At 47.4% G+C, this 20,743-nt stretch carries 9 protein-coding genes, 4 tRNA genes and 3 rRNA genes; 3 read left to right on the top strand and 13 right to left on the bottom strand.

Translation table 11 applies throughout. The annotated features are described in order from the left end of the window. Window positions 1-354: 354 nt before the first annotated feature. Window positions 355-2,331, bottom strand: coding sequence for a DNA topoisomerase IV subunit B (locus AC6I1F_RS04240; RefSeq protein ID WP_160335102.1), 1,977 nt, complete (start codon window positions 2,329-2,331; stop codon window positions 355-357). Between the two features lie 446 nt (window positions 2,332-2,777). Beyond that, window positions 2,778-4,160, bottom strand: a complete 1,383-nt coding sequence (locus AC6I1F_RS04235) for an ISAs1 family transposase (protein ID WP_160336431.1) — start codon at window positions 4,158-4,160, stop codon at window positions 2,778-2,780. Between the two features lie 198 nt (window positions 4,161-4,358). Between AC6I1F_RS04235 and AC6I1F_RS04230 the strand changes: the two genes are divergently transcribed. After that, a tRNA-Arg gene (locus tag AC6I1F_RS04230) sits at window positions 4,359-4,433 on the top strand. A 523-nt stretch (window positions 4,434-4,956) separates the two neighbouring features. Here the strand turns inward: AC6I1F_RS04230 and AC6I1F_RS04225 are convergent. The 9 genes from AC6I1F_RS04225 to AC6I1F_RS04185 all read right to left on the bottom strand — a co-directional run bounded on the left by AC6I1F_RS04225 (window position 4,957) and on the right by AC6I1F_RS04185 (window position 17,234). Next, window positions 4,957-5,580 (bottom strand): MarC family protein, encoded by a 624-nt coding sequence (locus AC6I1F_RS04225; RefSeq protein ID WP_160335101.1) that lies wholly within the window; start codon window positions 5,578-5,580, stop codon window positions 4,957-4,959. Between the two features lie 25 nt (window positions 5,581-5,605). Beyond that, window positions 5,606-6,832 carry a DUF401 family protein gene (locus AC6I1F_RS04220; protein ID WP_160335100.1) on the bottom strand — a complete coding sequence of 409 codons (1,227 nt, stop codon included), beginning with the start codon at window positions 6,830-6,832 and terminating at the stop codon, window positions 5,606-5,608. 80 nt (window positions 6,833-6,912) lie between these two features. Next, window positions 6,913-9,954 (bottom strand): DEAD/DEAH box helicase, encoded by a 3,042-nt coding sequence (locus AC6I1F_RS04215; protein ID WP_289163987.1) that lies wholly within the window; start codon window positions 9,952-9,954, stop codon window positions 6,913-6,915. A gap of 136 nt (window positions 9,955-10,090) precedes the next feature. Beyond that, window positions 10,091-11,740 (bottom strand): fumarate hydratase, encoded by a 1,650-nt coding sequence (locus AC6I1F_RS04210; RefSeq protein ID WP_160335098.1) that lies wholly within the window; start codon window positions 11,738-11,740, stop codon window positions 10,091-10,093. A 302-nt stretch (window positions 11,741-12,042) separates the two neighbouring features. Next, window positions 12,043-12,157: ribosomal RNA gene (rrf, locus tag AC6I1F_RS04205) — 5S ribosomal RNA — on the bottom strand. A gap of 143 nt (window positions 12,158-12,300) precedes the next feature. Beyond that, window positions 12,301-15,183 (bottom strand): 23S ribosomal RNA (locus tag AC6I1F_RS04200). Between the two features lie 254 nt (window positions 15,184-15,437). Next, window positions 15,438-15,513, bottom strand: a tRNA-Ala gene (locus AC6I1F_RS04195). Window positions 15,514-15,525: 12 nt separating this feature from the next. Then, window positions 15,526-15,602 (bottom strand) — tRNA-Ile (locus tag AC6I1F_RS04190). Between the two features lie 87 nt (window positions 15,603-15,689). Continuing rightward, window positions 15,690-17,234 (bottom strand): 16S ribosomal RNA (locus tag AC6I1F_RS04185). The 16S, 23S and 5S rRNA genes sit together here with 2 tRNA genes alongside, the layout of an rRNA operon. A gap of 391 nt (window positions 17,235-17,625) precedes the next feature. On the opposite strand from AC6I1F_RS04185, the gene AC6I1F_RS04180 reads away from it, so the two are divergent. Continuing rightward, window positions 17,626-18,393, top strand: coding sequence for a DUF4422 domain-containing protein (locus AC6I1F_RS04180; protein WP_251451376.1), 768 nt, complete (start codon window positions 17,626-17,628; stop codon window positions 18,391-18,393). 38 nt (window positions 18,394-18,431) lie between these two features. On the opposite strand, the gene AC6I1F_RS04175 is transcribed toward AC6I1F_RS04180, so the two are convergent. Both AC6I1F_RS04175 and AC6I1F_RS04170 read right to left on the bottom strand, forming a co-directional pair. Next, entirely contained in the window at window positions 18,432-19,526 is a 1,095-nt protein-coding gene (locus AC6I1F_RS04175) for a hypothetical protein (RefSeq protein WP_160336383.1), read from the bottom strand. A gap of 234 nt (window positions 19,527-19,760) precedes the next feature. Continuing rightward, window positions 19,761-20,261 (bottom strand): helix-turn-helix domain-containing protein, encoded by a 501-nt coding sequence (locus tag AC6I1F_RS04170; RefSeq protein ID WP_290173216.1) that lies wholly within the window; start codon window positions 20,259-20,261, stop codon window positions 19,761-19,763. 230 nt (window positions 20,262-20,491) lie between these two features. Between AC6I1F_RS04170 and AC6I1F_RS04165 the strand changes: the two genes are divergently transcribed. Next, window positions 20,492-20,582, top strand: a tRNA-Ser gene (locus AC6I1F_RS04165). Window positions 20,583-20,743 lie beyond the last annotated feature (161 nt).

Below are 20,743 nucleotides of genomic sequence, written 5' to 3'. Positions count from 1 at the left end.
TTCAACTTTTTCAACTACGGCTTCTTCGTCTTTGGCGTCCTGCTCAATCAGCTCAGCCGCGGCGCTTTCTGCCTGCGCGACTAAAGTCTCCGCCAAATCGGTCTGAGCGGTGTCTTTTTCTTCGACACTCTCGCTTTCCGATCCGTATTCGTTTAAATCAAACAGGAAACCGGAGCCGGCACCGATGTCTTCCTCCTGAGCGGAGTCAGCGGATGTATTTTTTTTCGTATCACTGTCAGTTTCTTCCGGAATCTGAGGCTCTTCAGCCATCATTTCCTCATCAAAGAAGCTGGTTTGATCCTTTTCAGTTAATTTTCTTTTTTTATTTTCTGCCATTTGACTGTCCGCAATACGTTAAATATCCGGTTCAAACTGATCGCCGTGACGTTCAATCCATTCCTTGCGCGAATCCGCTTCTTTTCCGGCCATCAGAATATTCATCGCCTTTTCGGTCAGCTCGTCACCCGGCGCGCCGACTTTAATCGGCAGCAGTCTGCGGGTTTCAGGATCAAGCGAAGTTTCTTTCAGCTCCTGCCAATCCATTTCTCCCAGACCTTTAAAACGCGAGATTTCAATCTGATTTTCTTTGTACTTTTCCTTTTTAAGCCTTTCCAAATTCTGTCTCAGTTCTTCCTCGTTAAGGCAGTAAATTCTCCGCTCTTTTTTCTTCGCGGTCTTAGCCACTTTAATCTTAAAGAGCGGAGGCATCGCGATAAAGATGTGTCCAGTCTCCATAAGGTAGGAGAAATGACGGTAGAAAAGCGTCAGAAGAAGCACCTCGATGTGAGAACCGTCAACGTCGGCATCCGCCATGATGCAGATTTTTCCATAACGCAGGCCGGAGATGTCTGGTTTTTCCCCAACCGCATGAGGATCCACACCGATCGCAACAGAAATATCATGAACTTCCTTATTGCCAAAGAGCAGGTTTCTGTCCACTTCCCATGTATTCAGGACCTTGCCTCGAAGCGGAAGAACCGCCTGATATTCTTTATCTCTTCCTTTCTTTGCCGAGCCGCCCGCGGAGTCGCCTTCCACCAGGAACAATTCATTTCTGGTGATGTCTCCGCTCGTGCAGTCGGTCAGTTTTCCGGGCAGAACCGCGACGGACGAACCTTTTTTCTTTTCAATTTTCTGAGAAGAATGCTGTCTTGCCTGAGCCTGTTTCACAAACATCTCGGCGAGTTTCTTCCCCTCTTCGATATGGCTGTTCAGCCAGAATTCCATCTGAGGGCGAACGAAGGAAGAGACCAGCTTTAACGCTTCCTTACTGATCAGTTTTTCCTTAACCTGGCCTTGGAACTGAGGGTCGAGAACCTTCGTATTCAGCACGAAGCTTGCTCTTGCGAACACATCCTCGACGATCAGACGAACACCTTTGGCACCGAGGCCGTGGGTTTCCATAAAAGATCTGACCGCCTGATAAATTCCGTCCCTCAAACCGGCTTCGTGAGTTCCTCCGAGCGGGGTAGGAATCAGGTTAACGTAGCTTTCGCGCTCGAGATTACCTTCTTCCGTCCAAGTCACAACCCAGGCTGCGCCCTCTCCTTCGGGGAACATTTCGTCCTCTTCGGTCGCATATCCTTTTGCTTCGAACGGAGTGACGATAGACTTACCGGAAACCTGATCGAGCAGATACTCTTTGAGGCCGCCCGTATATTTCCAGGTTTGGCGAATGTCTTCGGCTTCATTGATGTAGATGACTTCGCAGCCCGGGAGCAATACTGCCTTGCTTCTAAGAAGACGAATCAGCTGAGCCCGCGGAATCTTCGGGCTGTCAAAGTACTTAGGATTCGGCCAGCAGCGAACTCTTGTTCCTGTGGCCCGCTTCGGCCTGGGAGATTTGATGCTTTTCAGCTCTTCTTTAACAAAGCCGTTTTCAAAAGCGATCGTACTTTCGAGGCCGTCACGCCATACAGTAACTTCCAGGCGGTTTGACAGAGCGTTTGTCACAGACACGCCTACGCCGTGCAGACCGCCGGAGAATGAGTATGCTCCGCCTTCTTTCTTATTAAATTTACCGCCCGCGTGCAGTCGTGTGAACACCAATTCGACCACCGGAGTCTTTTCCTGCGGATGCAGACCGACCGGAATGCCGCGTCCGTCGTCTTCAACGGAGATTGAACCGTCCGCGTACTCGGTAAAAATGATTTTTGTTCCGTATTCCGCAAGAACCTCGTCACTGGAGTTATCAATAACTTCCTGGATAATATGCAGCGGACTATCCGTCAGAGTGTACATACCCGGTCTTTGTTTAACCGGCTCCAGACCTTTTAGGACTGTGATGGAACCTTCTGAGTAGGTTTGAGCTGCTTCATTAATTGCGGACATACGGTTGGAATAAGTAAAACAAAAGACAAAAGCGCAAAGTTCTATTTTATCAAAAGGCCTGCAGGTGTTAATTCATATTTTCACTGCCGTGTCCGACTTCGAAGCAGGGAGTCGGTTTCGTCGCTCATGAGCCGAAAATCAAAGAAGGAATGCCATCGAAAATTGAGCAGCGCGTCTCCGGTACCGACCGCTGAGAGACTCAAACAGCCGCCGAAATAGCGATTTCCTTCTCTTAAAAACGGCTTTGCCGTACAAAAAGAACCTTTAAGCCGATTCAAACAACCGGATAAGGCCGCACTTCAGAACCTCGGCCTGTTGAACGAAAAGTCTCCAGACACAAACCACAAGAATTTTGCCCTGTTTGGACAGGTCGGACGCATCAGAAATTAAATAGAAGACCACGATAAGGGTTTCCTTTTGAAGGGAGACCTTAGCCCAGGGAGCCGCTAGATGCGTATGCAATCATTCATTGCAGCCAGCATATCCTCAATTTTATTCAGCCTCGCCCTGATCACCGGTTTGGACGGCGCCTCTTTGCCCGTTGTCTCTTCCAAGCGTGTTTGGATTTTCGTCGTGAAGTTTAGGGCGATCTTGTTAAGCAGTGTTCTTCCGGCCAGATACTGAGCGTTTGTGCACTGCAGCCGATCCTGATTAAAGGCCATATCTAACGCCCAATGGCCTTTGTTTTCAATTGCCCAGTGCTGACGAATGGCACGATGCAGAACCTGTTCCACATTCGGGGCATCGTACCTTAATGATGAGATGTAATAGCGGACCTGAGGCCCAAGAATTTCTCCGGTGTTTTTCTTCACCGTGTCAGTGACGGCTTCCACGATCGATCCTTCATCGAGGCCAACCCATTTATTAAGAATTTCTTCCGGTAAAAGAGCTCCCGGAAGAACTCGAGTTTTTCTTTTCGTAATTTTGCCGCCTTGGTCTGTTACCGAAGGCCGCGCAATTTTGTACTCATGTGTTCCCAGTTCGAAGAATCCGCGCACCTGTTCATATGTAAGATCCTGATTAGCCTTCAGAGCCAAACAGTAGTCGGCCTTTTCGGCAATGATCTTTGCGGCGAACTCGGTTTGTGTATTTAAAGCATCTGCCGTGACGATTGCCCCTCGAATGTCTAAAGTGTCGATGAGCTTTGAGGCATGGGTAATTTCGTTGTTCTTTTCACCGATGACTTGCTGAGCCAGAATCAACTCGTTGTCTGCATCCATGATGTTTAAAACATACGGGGAGTGCTGAGAAGAATCCCGGGAAGCCCTGATAGCCTGTCCGTCGACAGCAATTACCGGGTGAGACAGTCTGCTGCGCAGCATCTCAACGAACCGTTCGATCAGAGCGGCATTTTTGTCTTTGCCGATAATCATCGTGATGCGCCTGACGGTATCGTGAGATATTTCCTCATCAGGAAAGTTGGGGAAGGTCTTGCTCAGCAAGGGGCGGCATTGATGCCAGAACTCTGCAATTTCCGTGCAGGAAGTTTTGCCTTGCATCGCAGCAAGAAGAATGACGCAAAAGACAATATCCAATGGGTAAATGATCCGTCCGGGATCTCTGGGATCAATCACTTCTTGGGCAGGTGCGGCAATCTTAGCCGCTTGAAGTGAACCTTTTCTTCTGCGCGGTTCCAGAGTAACCAATTTCTCCAAATCAGTTTCACCGGGCGGAAGTTTTCCCAAAGTCTCCGTTGAAATTCTTCTGCTGTTTTTAATCTTTGGATCGTAAACGCTGACGACTCTTTGAACATAAGTCCAACCGTCTTTTCGTTTCGCACGAATGATAGAAGTGTGCTCTTTTGGGTTATCAGATCTTGGTCTTGACATAGCAATCACCTTATATTGATCTCTAATATTATACTATTCATCACGATAAAGGGCAAGCACTTTTCCTAATAAATTCATGCAATTATCAGAAATTTTCGCAGATATTATTCAGATTTTTTATTAATATCGTGCGTCGAACCTGCTGTTTGGAAGACGTTCCAACTCGTAAATTAAAAATGCTTTAAAATTACTCGCTCCGGCCCCATAGTTGAATGGATACAACGTGGTCCTCCTAAGACTGAAGTACAGGTTCGATTCCTGTTGGGGCCGCCAGAACCCAATATCCATGCGGGTTTTCAGAGTTTTCAATCATCTAATACACAGAATAACCACAGTCGATATCTGTTTGTCTTTGCCTGCGGTTTCTCAAAACCCCGAATCAGAATCTTCGCGAAAAACTCCCCGCATGACTTATCTTCAGCAGAACAACCTTCTCCGGCTGCGGCAGTTGTCTTTTCGCGGCTCTGAGCCTGCAGGACGACCGCCTCGGAAACGAAATTTTTCCGACGAACCGCCATAAACAAAAAAACCGTCCCGGCCTCTTCAGACTAGACGGTTAAAACTTACTTCGATTTTATTAGCCGATTACATGCGACACAGCTAAAAGCAGTGCGCTGCCGATCATAGACATCACTGTGGATATCGCAATAATCTTAGCGGACTCTTTGTTTTCTGTTCTTCCGTTATCCATGTTATACCCCTCCTTTAATTGAGCCGAGCAATATACACGAAGATGCTCAATTGTTCAAGAGAGGCTGTGTAAGCAAATAATACGGGGTTATTTCCGCTAACACACTTATTTTAAAGCGTTCTTAATCGCCTCCTGAAGAAAACCGTCAGCCCCCATGAAAATCATCTGAGCCGATAGCGCAGCGAGAATTAGACCGGTCAGCTTACTCAGCACTACGAGGCCGTTTTTCCCAATCGCCTTCTGAATATAGTTCGACACAAACAGAAGAAGGCCCACACAGATCACCGCGGCACTGATCGAAAGATAAGCAAGGAAGAAACCAAGGCCTGTTTTTATTTCGCCGCCGTAAACCATCAGTACGCCGATTGAAGCAGGCCCAAGTGTGATTGGAATCGCCATTGGAACCACAGCAAGAGATTGAATAGAATCTCCCTGAGGAACACGGATGGAATTTCCGCTCACCAAACCGACCGACGTTAGAAAAAGCAATGCGCCCGTTCCGACACGGAAGGCATCAAGAGTAATACCAAAGATTTTGAAAATAAATCCGCCAAAGAAAAGCAATATTCCGGAAATAATCAAAATCCATAAAGTAATCCACAACGCCAAATAATTGCGCTCTTTAATCGAATTGTCTTTCGTTACCGACAAGAAGGCGGACATAACAAAAGGCGGCGTCAGCAGGAAGAAAAACTTCACAAAAAGCGCAAAGCAGTCAGCAAGAGACATTTATCTCCTCCGTAAGTCCAATCCGTCAATTGTAGTAACGGAAATACGTCCAAACTGAAAAGATCAGCGCAGTTAAAAATGACAGCCAGGCACATTTACCAATCGTTTTCCACAGACTGCTCTTGAAATAGTCAACCGTTACAAGAATGCAGAGGTGAGTCGGAGTAATCATTTGACCGACTAAGCCGTAAACCATAGTAATGCCAACCAAGATAATATTTCCCGGTGCCATAAGAGCAACGATCGGCATCACAATCGCAATGTAGCCTTGTCCCATTCCGGTCATCACACCAAAAATGAAGGCCAGACAGGCAACAATGGCAGGAGCCGGAAGACTCGAATGATTAAACGCATTCACAATTTCATCCAGTGTTCCAATGACGGTCAACAGCTGAATGAAATACAGAATACAGATCACATTAAAGAAAAGCTTTTTGTCCAAACTCTCTGTAAATACACTGAGAATAGGAATCTGACGCTTGAAAAGGAAATAAAGCGGAATGAAACCGACTACGACCAATCCCATCGCAAGAGCCGCCTGCATATTAAAGGCGACAATCAGAACAAAGCTGGCGATGATAGGGCCAAAAGCGAGGAACAAACTCTTCCAATCTATGGAGTGATCGTTTGTCGTGTTGGTGGCTTTTTCCGGATCGGTAATTCTGAGCGGACGAATCAAAACAATCCAACCCAGAACAAAACACAGAATCGTAACCCAGCCGACGTGTGTGATCAGATCCGAAATTGTGACGTTCGCAATACCGCAGGCAAGAATGACGCCGGGCATCAGAGGGTTGGAAAATTCAAAAATATGACGGAACCAAAGATTAATAGCGCTCTTTTCTTCGTCATCTACGGCAATGCCTTCGCTCGCCTCCTTCACAATCGGAGCGGAGAAACGCGCGCCTCCAAGGGAAGGCAGCAAGCCTAAAAATGCCGGCATAAACGCAAGCGTCACTTTATTGCTGGAGAAAATATTGCGCATCGTGACGACCATTCCATGCAGCGATCCGCTCTTTCTCAGTTCAACCTCAAGACACATCACAAAATACAAACACAGGACTAGGTCCCATGTTCTCGGCATCACCAGCGTCTGCTGCATCGCCTTCCAAAGCATTTCCAGCGATCTCGACTCAAACAGCCAGATCAAAAGGCCGCCCGAGAGAATCGATAAGCCGATAATAACTTTAAAGCGTAAGAGAACGACGATTAAAACCATCGCCGCTATCACAATCCAAAACACTGAATCCATACTAGTAGTTCCATGAGACTTGTCGGACCTGGCTGTGCAATTCGCGCCGCATCCTAATTTCTCGTTATTGTATCTACTTGTTAACCATTTATCGGTAATTCCGTCAAAATACCGAGTCCATCCTGCTCCAGGGCGTCAATTACCGTGCCCATCGGCATAAAAGAATGCCAGTCTTCGTAATTTCCAATAACGATAAGTGTTTCTCTGGCACGGCTTACGGCTACATTCAACAGATTAGGCGGTTCACAGACCCAGCTCCTTGCGTAGTAACCGGCTTTTCCGTTTCGCGAACCTAAAATAAAAATTACGACATCTGCCTGACGCCCCTGCATCGTATGGATCGTTCCAATCTTCTCTATCGTAAAGTTCATACGATTCTTTGTAAGCCCGGAAGCTTTCAGAGCACCCGATACTGCCCTAAACGGCGTACAAATCATCAGCGTTTTGGGTTCGGAATCGCGATTAAAGAAAGCCGTCCGGCCAAGCTCATTATCCAGCCAGTCAAGCAGTTGCGACGCCGCTTCCATCTCCTCCGGAATACAGTTGCTGTCGCTTGGAGACTGAGGCGAGACATCAAGCCAAAAACTACGGATAAATTTCCCTTTTTTGAATTTTTCTTCCAAATGACCGGGAAGAGACATTTGTCCGGAGTATGACAGAGCATTGGAAATTCTAAACATCGGTCTGATCGACCTTCTCTGTACTCGCAGCGGAAGTCCGGTCCATTCTTTCCCGCCGGAGAAATTTCTAAACCATGTCCCGTACTCCTGAGTATTATCCGCAAGAGTTTGGAGGCTGCAATACGGTGATATCCATCGTTCGTAGTATTTATCCTTTCCAATGAGCATCTCGATGATCGGGAGCGGAAGCGAAACAACCGGCGGAAGCTGACGCGTATCTCCAATCACAATAAGCCGTTTTGCTCTCTGCATAAGACAAAGTGCCGACTGAGGCGAAGCCTGAGAAGCTTCATCAATCACAACCCACGGAAGCGTTTTCTTTGTACAGCATCCAAAGCGAATGACTGACGCGGCAAACGTCGTAGAAATAACAGGAACTAAAAACGTAATCGTCCCGAGCATTTGAGCTCGATAAACCGAAGAGACATTCCTCATCGATGCTAGACTGCAGGTCTCGATCGCTCGAACAAAACGCTTCGCATGAATAAGAATGGTCAGACGATGAAGCTCAAGCGCGCTCAAAAAGAGCTCTGTTCTCGTGATATCAATTTCCTTAGTCGAATACAGACGTTTTTCATGGTTGATTTCCTTTACACCCCGCGTCGAAAAATCAAACAACGATATCGGCTGTGCATCTTCGTCTTCTAAACCGTCTGCAAAGATTTGGTCCAATAGACCGCTTCTGCGCTGCTGAACCTTCTGTGAGACGCTCTCAGGCAGATCTTTACGCTGATTCTTATAAATGCTGTCCTGCTGTTTAAGCAGAGAAACTGTTTCTCCAAGAAGTTTTTTGAAATTTGCACGCTGCTCCTCCCATTTCTTTTCAACAGCAACCTGACCGCCTTCCTGATCTCTTTGCTCTAACAGATATCCTTCGAGATAAGTTTTTTTTACCTTAGTTCCGTTCGAATCGAGCGTCTTCCGTCTAAAAAGTGTTTTATAAAACCGCTGCCAGTTTATGCCTTTTCCCAAAGCGGCAGAGATCAGTCCCCAAGCGCCTTCCGTGTGATTTAACTCATCAGCGAGTTCCGGAAAATAAAACGTCTGCCTTTCAAATCCGTACGAATAAGGCAGTTCCTTCGTAATATTTTCAACCGCGTTATTGTTGTTGGAGGCAACAATAATTGAGAAGTCTTCTGAAAATTCCGACTTGAGAGCCAGCCCTTCGGCGATATCGTCAAATAATTCTTCAACTCCGATTTTTTTAATTTTGCTGAGCACGAACGCTCTTCTGACCACTACATCAGCGACAAGCTCTTTCACTATTTCTGTCTTGCCGGTACCCGGAGGTCCGCTAATTGAAACGACCGGCGAATAATCATCACAGGAACAAATCGCTTCAACTGCCGCCTGCTGCAGAGGAACTAAATAGTGCTGAATGAGATTTGGCCAGCGTCCGAGATTAAAGTGCTTAGGGTTTGCCAAATCGGCAAATGCTTTGGGAGAAGTCAGAATATCTTTGCGATCCGGACCGGGAGAATCGTCCAAGATACTGTAAGTGATTTTGCTCAGAATATCTTCCGGGCTTGCAAAGTTATCTTTAAGCAGCGCAAGGATTCTTTCTATCTCCACTACATACGGCGAATTCATGAAAGGCATAGGTGCGGGCTGAGTTGAAACCTGAAACTGTTTAGCCACCCAAATTTCATACGGTACATCCAGCTCTGCTTCTTTAAGCAAAAATTTCACGATTTCGTCGACGATGTTTGCATCAAAGATTGGAAGGCTGGGACTAAGATCATTCAGCTGCATGATCCTTCTCGATTTTCCATCTCGAGTTTTTGCGCCTTTCATCCGTCTGCACTTCATCTGATAAAGAATTTTTGAGTCAGGGAGCTCCGCCTGCGCGTCCTCCGCAGAAGATATTGACGTATCCAGTTCGGGCCAAAACCTGCTTTGGATTGAAATCGCAACGGACACGGCCTGAGAAACGGGATCCGCGATCTTTTCCCTGTCCTTCACCATTCTTGAAAGTTCAATCAAATAAGCAAAAGCGTAGGAAATATGAATTGAATCCGGGACGAATTTTCCAAAGTGATTTACGCGAAATCCGCCGAGCGCGATGCGTCCGTTACTGCGCATCTGTTCGTAAGAATAGTCTTTTAGAAACTCTGAACAGTCAGGACGCAGTTTGCGCAGGAGTTCTTCTACCCGTTTGACGTAGAGTTCTGTCGGAATCACTCCTGCACAGATCGTATAGACCGTGATGTGTTCTGCCGTATCTGTGCCGACCGGCGACTTATTAAGTTCGTGCTGAAAGGCAGTTCGGCCGCGGTTGTTTTTTTCGTCCCATTTAAAAATAGAACTGCGCGGTGAATGTGCAGAATTATTCGGGTCCAGCAGAGATTCAAAATCATTTTCGTGAATTTCGAACGGGGTCAGACACTCAATATCTCTCCATAGAGAAAAAATCTTTTTTAATTTTCCTGTTTCTGTATTCATTCTGCTCTGCCTTATGTTTTTATCTATTTGTACAAAAATACGGATACCTATGCAACAGCTTCCGGGAGAGAAAATTTTAGCCGTTTGCATAAATAAAAAGCCCGGCAATTTGCCGGGCCGTTCTCAAAGACGAGTATTAGTCGACGAGATTAATCGGATGCAGGGGCTTGAGCTGTTTGAAGAAGTCGTTGCCCTTGTCATCGACCAGGATGAATGCCGGGAAATCTTCCACTTCAATTTCGTAAACCGCTTCCATACCGAGTTCAGGATACTCAATACACTTAATGCTGCGGATAGCTTCTTCTGCGAGGTCCGCGGCAACACCGCCGATCGTTCCAAGATAGAAGCCGCCGTGTTTCTTACAGGCTTCGGTAACTACGTCAGTACGATTGCCCTTAGCGATCATAACGAAGGAACCGCCGGCAGCCATGAACGGATCAGCATAAGGATCCATACGGTTAGCTGTTGTCGGGCCCATTGAGCCGCAGGCATAGCCTTCGGGAGTTTTTGCGGGACCTGCGTAGAGAACCGGATGATCTTTAATGTAGTCAGGCAGGGGTTCACCCTTATCCAGACGTTCCTGAAGTTTGGCGTGCGCGATGTCGCGAGCCACAATGATCTTGCCGGTCAGAGAAACGCGTGTAGAAACCGGATACTTAGACAGTTCGGCACGAATCTGTTCCATCGGCTGATTCAGATCGATCTTAACAGTCTCGCCTTCGCCCTTAGTTCTGTATTCTTCAGGGATCAGTTCACCCGGGTTCGTATCGAGCTGTTCAATCCAGAGGCCTTCTCTATTGATCTTGCACTTGACGTTACGGTCGGCAGAGCAGCTGACGCCGATACCGATCGGGCAGCTGGCGCCGTGACGCGGCAGGCGAACAACGCGAACATCGTGAGCAAGATACTTGCCGCCGAACTGAGCGCCTAAGCCGATGCTGTTAGCAAGTTCAAGCAGTTTGTTTTCGAGCTCAACATCACGGAAAGCGCGGCCTGTTTCGTCGCCGGTTGTCGGCAGGTTGTCGTAGTACTTAGTAGAAGCAAGCTTCACAGTCAGCATTGTCTTTTCTGCAGAAGTACCGCCAATCACGACAGCGATATGGTAAGGCGGGCAAGCAGCTGTACCAAGACCCTTGATCTGTTCGAAGAGGAAGGGGATCAAAGCTTTCGGATTAAGAATTGCCTTAGTCTTCTGGAAGAGATAAGACTTGTTGGCAGAACCGCCGCCCTTAACTACGCACAGGAAGCGGTATTCTTCGCCCTGAGTGGCTTCGATATCGATCTGAGCGGGAAGATTGCAGCGGGTATTGATTTCTTTATAGAGAGAAAGCGGGGCATTCTGAGAATAACGAAGCGCGTTCTGTGTGTAGGTGTTGTAAACACCGCGGGCAATTGCTTCTTCGTCTTCAAAATTGGTCCAAACGCGCTGACCTTTTTCGCCATGAATGATTGCAGTGCCGGTATCCTGGCAGATCGGAAGGACGCGTTTAGCAGAAATCTCAGCGTTGCGAAGCATTGTCAAAGCGACATATTTATCGTTTTCAGAGGATTCCGGGTCTTTCAGAATCTTTGCGACGCATTCATTATGGGAGCGACGCAGCATAAAGTTGACATCAGTGAAAGCTCTTTCAATAAGCATTGTGAGTGCTTCCGGTTCAACTTTAAGAATTTCTTGACCTTCAAATTCGCCCAGAGAGACATATTCACTGGAGAGATGATAGTACTCGGTATCATCTTTTTCGATCTGGAACATAGGGGCGTATTTGAATTCGGGGGCCTGAGCCATCTTGATATCTCCTGATTTAAGTTTTTAGAGCGAACACAAAGATACACTTTTATTTACGTTTCGTCGATATATTATTTTTTTATTCAGGGTTAATGCTTAGCTTACTATTGTTAACTTACGAATTATTAATAGGTCAACCAAATGATTTAAATAGATTAATTATTAATTCTCAAGAAGAGCAATAAATTCGATAAATTATCCTAAATATAAGGGTTTTTTCGGATTATTTATGCATTCAGATTTAAACCAGAAATGAAAAAACCTCTCACCGCGTTCGCAGCAAGAGGTTTTAAGAATGGAGAGCCCGGAGACTACCTACTTTCGCAAGAAATACAACTCACTATCATCGGCGTGGAGGCGTTTCACTGTCCTGTTCGGGATGGGAAGGAGTGGTTCCGCCCTGCTATGGCCTCCGGGCTTAAAACTGTCCGCTCCGGTTAAGGAGCCAATTCGGATCGATTTACTTCATCTTGGCAGCGCCTTGGATTTCTCTCAAGCTCAGCCTTCACTTTGTTCTTTCTCGCACGGACCTCACAGCCGGTCACAAGCAACACGGTTATAGGATCAAGCCTCACGAGCAATTAGTATCAGTTAGCTCAACGCCTCACAGCGCTTACACACCTGACCTATCGACGTCCTGGTCTCGGACGACTCTTCAGGGAGGTTTTACCTCCGGGAAGACTTATCTTCAGGAAAGTTTCCCGCTTAGATGCTTTCAGCGGTTATCTCGTCCGCACTTAGCTACCCGGCAATGCCACTGGCGTGACAACCGGTACACCAGAGGTGCGTCCACTCCGGTCCTCTCGTACTAGGAGCAGCCCCCGTCAATCTTCCAACGCCCACGGCAGATAGGGACCAAACTGTCTCACGACGTTTTAAACCCAGCTCACGTACCTCTTTAAATGGCGAACAGCCATACCCTTGGGACCGACTACAGCCCCAGGATGAGATGAGCCGACATCGAGGTGCCAAACACCGCCGTCGATATGAACTCTTGGGCGGTATCAGCCTGTTATCCCCAGAGTACCTTTTATCCGTTGAGCGATGGCCCTTCCATTCAGAGCCACCGGATCACTATGACCTGCTTTCGCATCTGCTCGAGTTGTTGCTCTCGCAGTCAAGCACGCTTTTGCCATTGCACTATCAGCACGATTTCCGACCGTACCTAGCGTACCTTCGTACTCCTCCGTTACCCTTTAGGAGGAGACCGCCCCAGTCAAACTGCCTACCATGCACGGTCCCCGAACAGGATCACTGTCCCGGGTTAGAACCGCAAACAAATCAGGGTGGTATTTCAAGGTTGGCTCCGCGCGTACTGGCGTACACGTTTCTCTGCCTCCCACCTATCCTACACAAATCGGTTCACAGTTCAATGCAAAGCTGCAGTAAAGGTTCATGGGGTCTTTCCGTCTAGCCGCGGGTAGATTGCATCATCACAAACATTTCAACTTCACTGAGTCTCGGGAGGAGACAGTGTGGCCATCGTTATGCCATTCGTGCAGGTCGGAACTTACCCGACAAGGAATTTCGCTACCTTAGGACCGTTATAGTTACGGCCGCCGTTTACTGGGACTTCGATCAAGGCCTCTCAGCCCATCAATTAATCTTCCAGCACCGGGCAGGCATCACACCCTATACGTCGTCTTTCGACTTGGCAGAGTGCTGTGTTTTTAATAAACAGTCGCAGCCACCTATTCTCTGAGACCTTTTCACGCGAGCGCAGTCCCTGCGCCTACGTTACTCAGGCACACCTTCTTCCGAAGTTACGGTGTCAATTTGCCGAGTTCCTTCTCCCGAGTTCTCTCAAGCGCCTGAGCATATTCAGCTCGCCCACCAGTGTCGGTTTGCGGTACGGTCCCGCCGAACTGACGCTTAGAGGGTTTTCTTGGAAGTTCGTCCAATCACTTCTCTGCCTTAGCAGATCGCGGCTTTGCCTCGGAGATGCGTCTGCGGATTTGCCTGCAGACCTCCTACACTCACCCACCGGGACATCCAACACCCGGCTGACCTTCTAAACTCCGTCACCCCATCGCATTCGGCGGCGGTTCGGGAATATTAACCCGATTCCCATCGACTACGCCTTTCGGCCTCGCCTTAGGGGCCGACTCACCCTGCTCCGATGAACGTAGAGCAGGAAACCTTGGGCTTACGGCGAGCGGGCTTTTCACCCGCTTTAACGTTACTCATGTCAGCATTCGCACTTCTGATATCTCCAGAATCCTTCTCAAGACTCCTTCGCAGACTTACAGAACGCTCCCCTACCACGCAGAGAGTAATCTCCGCATCCGCGGCTTCGGTTAATGGCTTAGCCCCGTTACATCTTCCGCGCAGAAAGACTCGACCAGTGAGCTATTACGCTTTCTTTGAAGGATGGCTGCTTCTAAGCCAACTTCCTGGTTGTCACGGCCTTTCCACTTCGTTTTCCACTTAGCCATTATTGGGGACCTTAGCCGGCGGTCTGGGTTGTTTCCCTTTTGAGTCCGGACGTTAGCACCCGGTGCTCTGTCTCCCGTGCTCACGCTTCCAGGTATTCGGAGTTTGCCTTGGTTTGGTAAGACTCCATGTCCCCCTAGCCAAAACAGTGCTCTACCCCCTGGAGCGATACACGAGGCACTACCTCAATAGTTTTCGGGGAGAACCAGCTATCTCCAGATTTGTTTGGCCTTTCACCCCTATCCACAGCTCATCCGCTAATTTTGCAACACTAGTCGGTTCGGTCCTCCAGTGTGTGTTACCACACCTTCAACCTGGCCATGGATAGCTCATCTGGTTTCGGGTCTACACCCTGCGACTCTTCGCTCTATTCGAACTCGCTTTCGCTGCGCCTCCCCTATTCGGTTAAGCTCGCCACAGAATGTAAGTCGCTGACCCATTATGCAAAAGGTACGCAGTCACTCCTTACGAAGCTCCTACTGTTTGTATGCATGCGGTTTCAGGTTCTATTTCACTCCCCTCCCGGGGTTCTTTTCGCCTTTCCCTCACGGTACTGGTTCACTATCGGTCGATCACGAGTATTTAGCCTTGGAGGATGGTCCCCCCGTCTTCGAACAGGATTCCACGTGTCCCGCTCTACTTCTCACTGCCTTAGTACCATTCAAAGCGTTTCGCCTACGGGGCTATCACCCGCTATGGCCGGACTTTCCATTCCGTTCGACTACGCTTCAAACTATCAGCTGTTAGGCTCTTCCGGGGTCGCTCGCCGCTACTGCCGGAATCTCGGTTGATTTCTTTTCCTGAGGATACTTAGATGTTTCAGTTCTCCTCGTTCGCCTCTGCACCCTATGTATTCAGATGCAGATACACCTTGCGGTGTGGGTTCCCCCATTCAGATATCTGCGGATCAATGCTTGTTTGCCAGCTCCCCGCAGCTTTTCGCAGGCTGCCGCGTCTTTCTTCGCCTGTGATCGCCAAGGCATCCGCCACATGCACTTAGTCACTTGATCCTATAACCCTGCCGCCTATTGCCCGGCCGGGTCACAAGTAACTTGGTTCTTTGTGCCCATATGCTGTCAATGTCTCATGCTTGAGAAATCTCAAAGTTTTAACTTTGCTTGATTTCCAATCACTACCCGTCTCGACTGACTCTCATCAAATCAGTCTTAACGTTAGATTTTTCAATCTTTCCGAATTGTTAAAGAACGTATTGTCAAAAGACAATATCAAAGCGCGTCAAACGCGTTTTCATCTTGTCTCTTGTTGGTGGAGGTAAACGGGATCGAACCGTTGACCCCCTGCTTGCAAAGCAGGTGCTCTCCCAGCTGAGCTATACCCCCGTCTCAGAACTATGGTGGGTCTTGATGGACTTGAACCATCGACCCCCGCCTTATCAAGACGGTGCTCTAACCAGCTGAGCTAAAGACCCATCGTCTTTTCATTTATCGACTGCCGATAAGAGTGAGCGCTGAATGAATTCACGCGTCTTCTAAAAGCTTTCATTCGCTTTCTCTTGAAAGGAGGTGATCCAGCCGCACCTTCCGGTACGGCTACCTTGTTACGACTTAACATTAGTCACGGTGCTCACCGTGGTCGCCGCCCTCCTTGCGGTTAGGCTAACGACTTCTGGTAAACACCACTCCCATTGTTTGACGGGCGGTGTGTACAAGACCCGGGAACGTATTCACCGCGGCATGCTGATCCGCGATTACTAGCGATTCCGACTTCATGCAGTCGAGTTGCAGACTGCAATCCGGACTACGATCGGTTTTCTGGGATTTGCTCCCCCTCACGGGTTGGCTGCCCTCTGTTCCGACCATTGTATGACGTGTGAAGCCCTACCCATAAGGGCCATGAGGACTTGACGTCATCCCCACCTTCCTCCGGTTTGTCACCGGCAGTCTCACTAGAGTGCCCTTTCGTAGCAACTAGTGACAAGGGTTGCGCTCGTTGCGGGACTTAACCCAACATCTCACGACACGAGCTGACGACAGCCATGCAGCACCTGTGTTCAGACGCCCTTGCGGGCACACTCTCATTACAAAAGCTTCTCTGACATGTCAAGGGTAGGTAAGGTTTTTCGCGTTGCATCGAATTAATCCACATCATCCACCGCTTGTGCGGGTCCCCGTCAATTCCTTTGAGTTTTAGTCTTGCGACCGTACTTCCCAGGCGGTCAACTTCACGCGTTGGCTGCGTTACTGAGGAATTTAATCCCCAACAACTAGTTGACATCGTTTAGGGCGTGGACTACCAGGGTATCTAATCCTGTTTGCTCCCCACGCTTTCGTGTATGAGCGTCAGTTGCGTCCCAGGAGGCTGCCTTCGCCATCGGTGTTCTTCCACATATCTACGCATTTCACTGCTACACGTGGAATTCCACCTCCCTCTGACGCACTCTAGCCAAGCAGTCACATATGCGGTTCCCAGGTTAAGCCCGGGGATTTCACATCTGTCTTACTCAGCCGCCTGCACACCCTTTACGCCCAGTAATTCCGATTAACGCTCGCACCCTACGTATTACCGCGGCTGCTGGCACGTAGTTAGCCGGTGCTTATTCTTAGAGTACCGTCAGCAGAGCTATTTATTCGATAGCTCCTTTTCGTTCTCTACTAAAGTGGTTTACAACCCGAGGGCCGTCATCCCACACGCGGAATAGCTGGATCAGGCTTGCGCCCATTGTCCAAAATTCCCCACTGCTGCCTCCCGTAGGAGTCTGGGCCGTGTCTCAGTCCCAGTGTGGCTGGTCGTCCTCTCAGACCAGCTACTGATCGTTGCTTTGGTGAGCCGTTACCTCACCAACCGGCTAATCAGTCATCGGCCGCTCCGCTCGCGAGAGGCCTGCAAGCAGGTCCCCCTCTTTCTTCCGTAGAACTCATGCGGTATTAGCCATCCTTTCGGATGGTTGTCCCCCACGAGCGGACACGTTCCGATGTATTACTCACCCGTTCGCCACTCGTCAGCCGAAAAAAGCAAGCTTTCCTCGCTGTTACCGTTCGACTTGCATGTGTAAAGCGTTCCGCCAGCGTTCAATCTGAGCCAGGATCAAACTCTTTTGTTTAATCTCTGTTGTCGCTCGAATCACTCTCTTGGTGTTTGACGGAGTATTTCTACTCCTTCATCCAATAAGTGCGAGCTAAAAATTTCTTCGCGAATTCAGTCTTCTAAACCCGCTTAAATCTTCAGCGCCCGCTCTTATCGGTCGTCGATAAATTTTTAAAGAACTTTGTTTTCGCTGTCGTGTTGATCAGCGAGGATGCGAATTATGAAGATGATTTTTTGGGTTGTCAAATCAACCATCAAATTATTACAAATAGATACAGCGTAGCTGTGATTGCTTGCTGCTCATTGGGGCTCTTTCATCTTCGGCTTCTCTGAACGAAGACCTTGTCGTGATACGGCCATTCTGCGGGTATCATGAGGGCCTGAACATTCGGTATTTTTACGATTCAATGAAACTGGAAATTCTTGTTGCAGCTCATCGTCCGTATGTGCTGCCGGCCTCTGATATTTACAAACCGATTGAAGTCGGCGCCTGCTCGCGCAAAGACATCGGCCTTGGCGGCTATCGTGACAATACCGGATTGAACATTTCAGAAAAGAATCCAAACTACTGCGAGCTTACCGCTGTTTACTGGGCTTGGAAAAACCTTCCTTCTGATGTCACACATATTGGTCTGGTTCACTACCGCAGATATTTCGGCAAACGGCGTTTATTTCAGAGACCAGTGGACTGCGTTTTGTCTCTGGCGGATTTTCAGAAATTGCTTTCTTCTTCCAATGTGCTGCTGCCGCCCAAACGCAATTACTTTATCGAAACTGTACGCTCTCAATATGTACATGCGCATCATGCCAAAGACTTAGAGGTACTCGAACAAGTTTTGCGCGAGAGGTTTCCTAATTACCTGGAAGCATTTGATACGGTAATGAATGGGCGCCGCACTCATATTTTCAATATGTTTGTGATGCGAAGAGACTTCTTTAATCACTACTGTGAGTTCCTTTTTTCTGTGCTTTCTGAAGTTGAGCGCCGCCTGGACATTTCTTCATACAGCAAAAACGATGCAAGAGTTTTCGGTTTCCTCTCTGAAAGACTTCTGGATGTCTGGCTGATGACCAACCAAATCTCGTATTCCGAAACTTCATTGGTTTTTACAGAGCCGACCAACTGGATAAAAAAAGGAGCAGGTTTTCTGCTCCGTAAATTCGGTTTTCGTTAAAAACGCTGTCAGCGCTTCCTTTTTAAACCGCGCTTAATTTAATCGGTTATCGCATTCCAGCATTTTGCACCCTTGCGTATTTCGCAAGGCAGAGTTCCGTATTTAATTCCGGATTCTTCGGGTGTGAGGACATAATGCGCCATTCTCAGGTTCAGCTTTTCGTTTTCACTGCAGTCTTTTTGGAAGAAGCATTTGTATTCTGAAGCATTAAACGCCTGCTGTTCCTTGACGAGTCTTTTCGAAGCAGTTGTCCAATCTTCACCAAATTCTTTCATGTTGATTGCAATAGCCTTATTGGCCAGTTCTGTTCTTGTTTTATCTGCATCTGACAAATTTAGCAGTGAACGGTAGCCGTTATAGAAAGCCGGACTCGGATGATTTTTCAGCTGCTCGAGAACTGCTGTCTGTTCTTTCCTCAGCTCATCTAATTCTTCCTTTGAAGGCTTAGTTTTAACATCTTTTACGGACAGCCAGCCGCGTGCTGTTTGATAGACTTCCCCGCCTTTTTCCAGTTTTTTTATCTCACGAATGCGAAGCTTGATCTCTTTAGGAAGAACGTGACACTCCTTGCGTCTGATCTTTCTGTTTTTATCTTTATTAAAACTCGGAGTATCTTCTGTTGCCAAAAGAGCTTCAAGATCGGAAAATCTTCTGCAGGTTAACGCGCCCTTAGCCAAGACGGCAGAACCCAGAGGCAGCTCCCGAGAGCTTTCCCTTTGCACATTTTTTACATAATTTGCATAAGCCGACAGCTCTGTAAGCTCATTCTGTTTTTCTCTCTGCGAAAGTACCGCATCACTTTTTACGCCGTCCGCGGTCAGCTTCCCTTTACCGAAGAGTTCAAGGTTATTTTTTCGATTAAAGCGTGTGTTTTCCAAAAGCTGCTTAATTTCAAAGCTGTGGTAATCAGACTCGAGTCGTTTTTTAACGCTGTTAACCGTTTTCCCGATGAGATATGCGCTTCCCCCGAGTGCCGTGATCTTTACATTTTCATTTTTATCGAAACTTTTTGCCGCTTTTTTCACATTGTCCTGAGTTATAGCCTCATCAGGGTCGACATTTGAACATCCTGTAAGAATGAAGGCGCAGCTGGAAAAAACAAGGATCGACGAAATTAATTTACTGAGTTGCATCGTATTAAGCCTAAAACCCGCTATAGGCAGTTAAGTGGTTATTATTCGTTCCATACTTTATCAGATCGATTTGAAAACGGATCGCTGCGTAATCCCGTTTCGGCCCACAACAAGAGCACTGTATTGAGGTACTGTATTTAGGCCGTTGCTGACTCACAGTTTGGACTCCTAATTTTCTCTTTAATAGCCAAACTTTTTTCGTTCTTAGGCTTCATCGAAACTGATTCTATAAAACTAAGCCTGATCTAATTTCTGCTGACCCATCGGTACTTGTTTATTGCTCCGGCTGTTCTTCATTACCTCTTGTTTTTGATCTGCTGCGGCAAGGAGTCCTTTTGCTACATGGATCAGAATTTGTTTATCTCTGCGTGAAAGGTGAGCTATGACCGAGTCTTCCGAGACAATATTTCGTGCACCTCTCTTATCATCAGTTCTTCCAAGAAGATAATCGCAGGAAACATTAAGGACGTTAGCCAGACTCACCAAAGTTGCCAATGTCGGTAAACGATTACTGTCGGGCTTTTCAAATAAGGAAATAACCGGCTGAGGAAGTTCACAAAGCTGAGCAAGTCCGGCTTGTGTGAGATTGTTTTCCAGTCGGAGCTGTTGCAAGCGCTTTGCCAATTCTTTTTTGAGATTAGGCTCCGGATACATCCTATAAATCCTTAGAAATTGAAACGAGATATTAAATAATATCACTATAAAGACTGAGACATCAGACGTTGAGAATAACAATATATCTTTTTGATTATTCAGTATTTATCATCAAATATTTCAATTCCCACCGCGCTTATACCGTCCTAAAAAAAATGGTTATTTATTCATTAAATCAAAAAATTAAACTATTAAAATTTTTAACTTATTGTTTAAAAAAAGTTATTTTAAATAAAAATAAAAAATCTGAAAAAAATTAGCTTTTTGAGATGACAAACGTTTTTTTATCCCATATAATCGCATTCTCTTTTGGAGAGGTGGCCGAGTGGTTTAAGGCGCACGCCTGGAAAGCGTGTAAACCCTTTAAAGGTTTCGGGGGTTCGAATCCCCCCCTCTCCGCCAGTACTCTGCATCCCCTACCTACATCACACTGCATCAATCAACATCAAACTCAAGAAGAGTTTCATTTTTTTGTAGTCTTGAATATCGTAAGCGTAAACCGACGCAGCAAAGGGATTGTCTTTTTGCTGTTTAAGATCGCGTTGCGAAAATCAACTGCGCTT

This window comes from Parasutterella sp. St.1A3, assembly GCF_059728705.1.
Note: the sequence above shows the minus strand (reverse complement) of the source record. Positions and strands in the feature narration are given on the sequence as shown.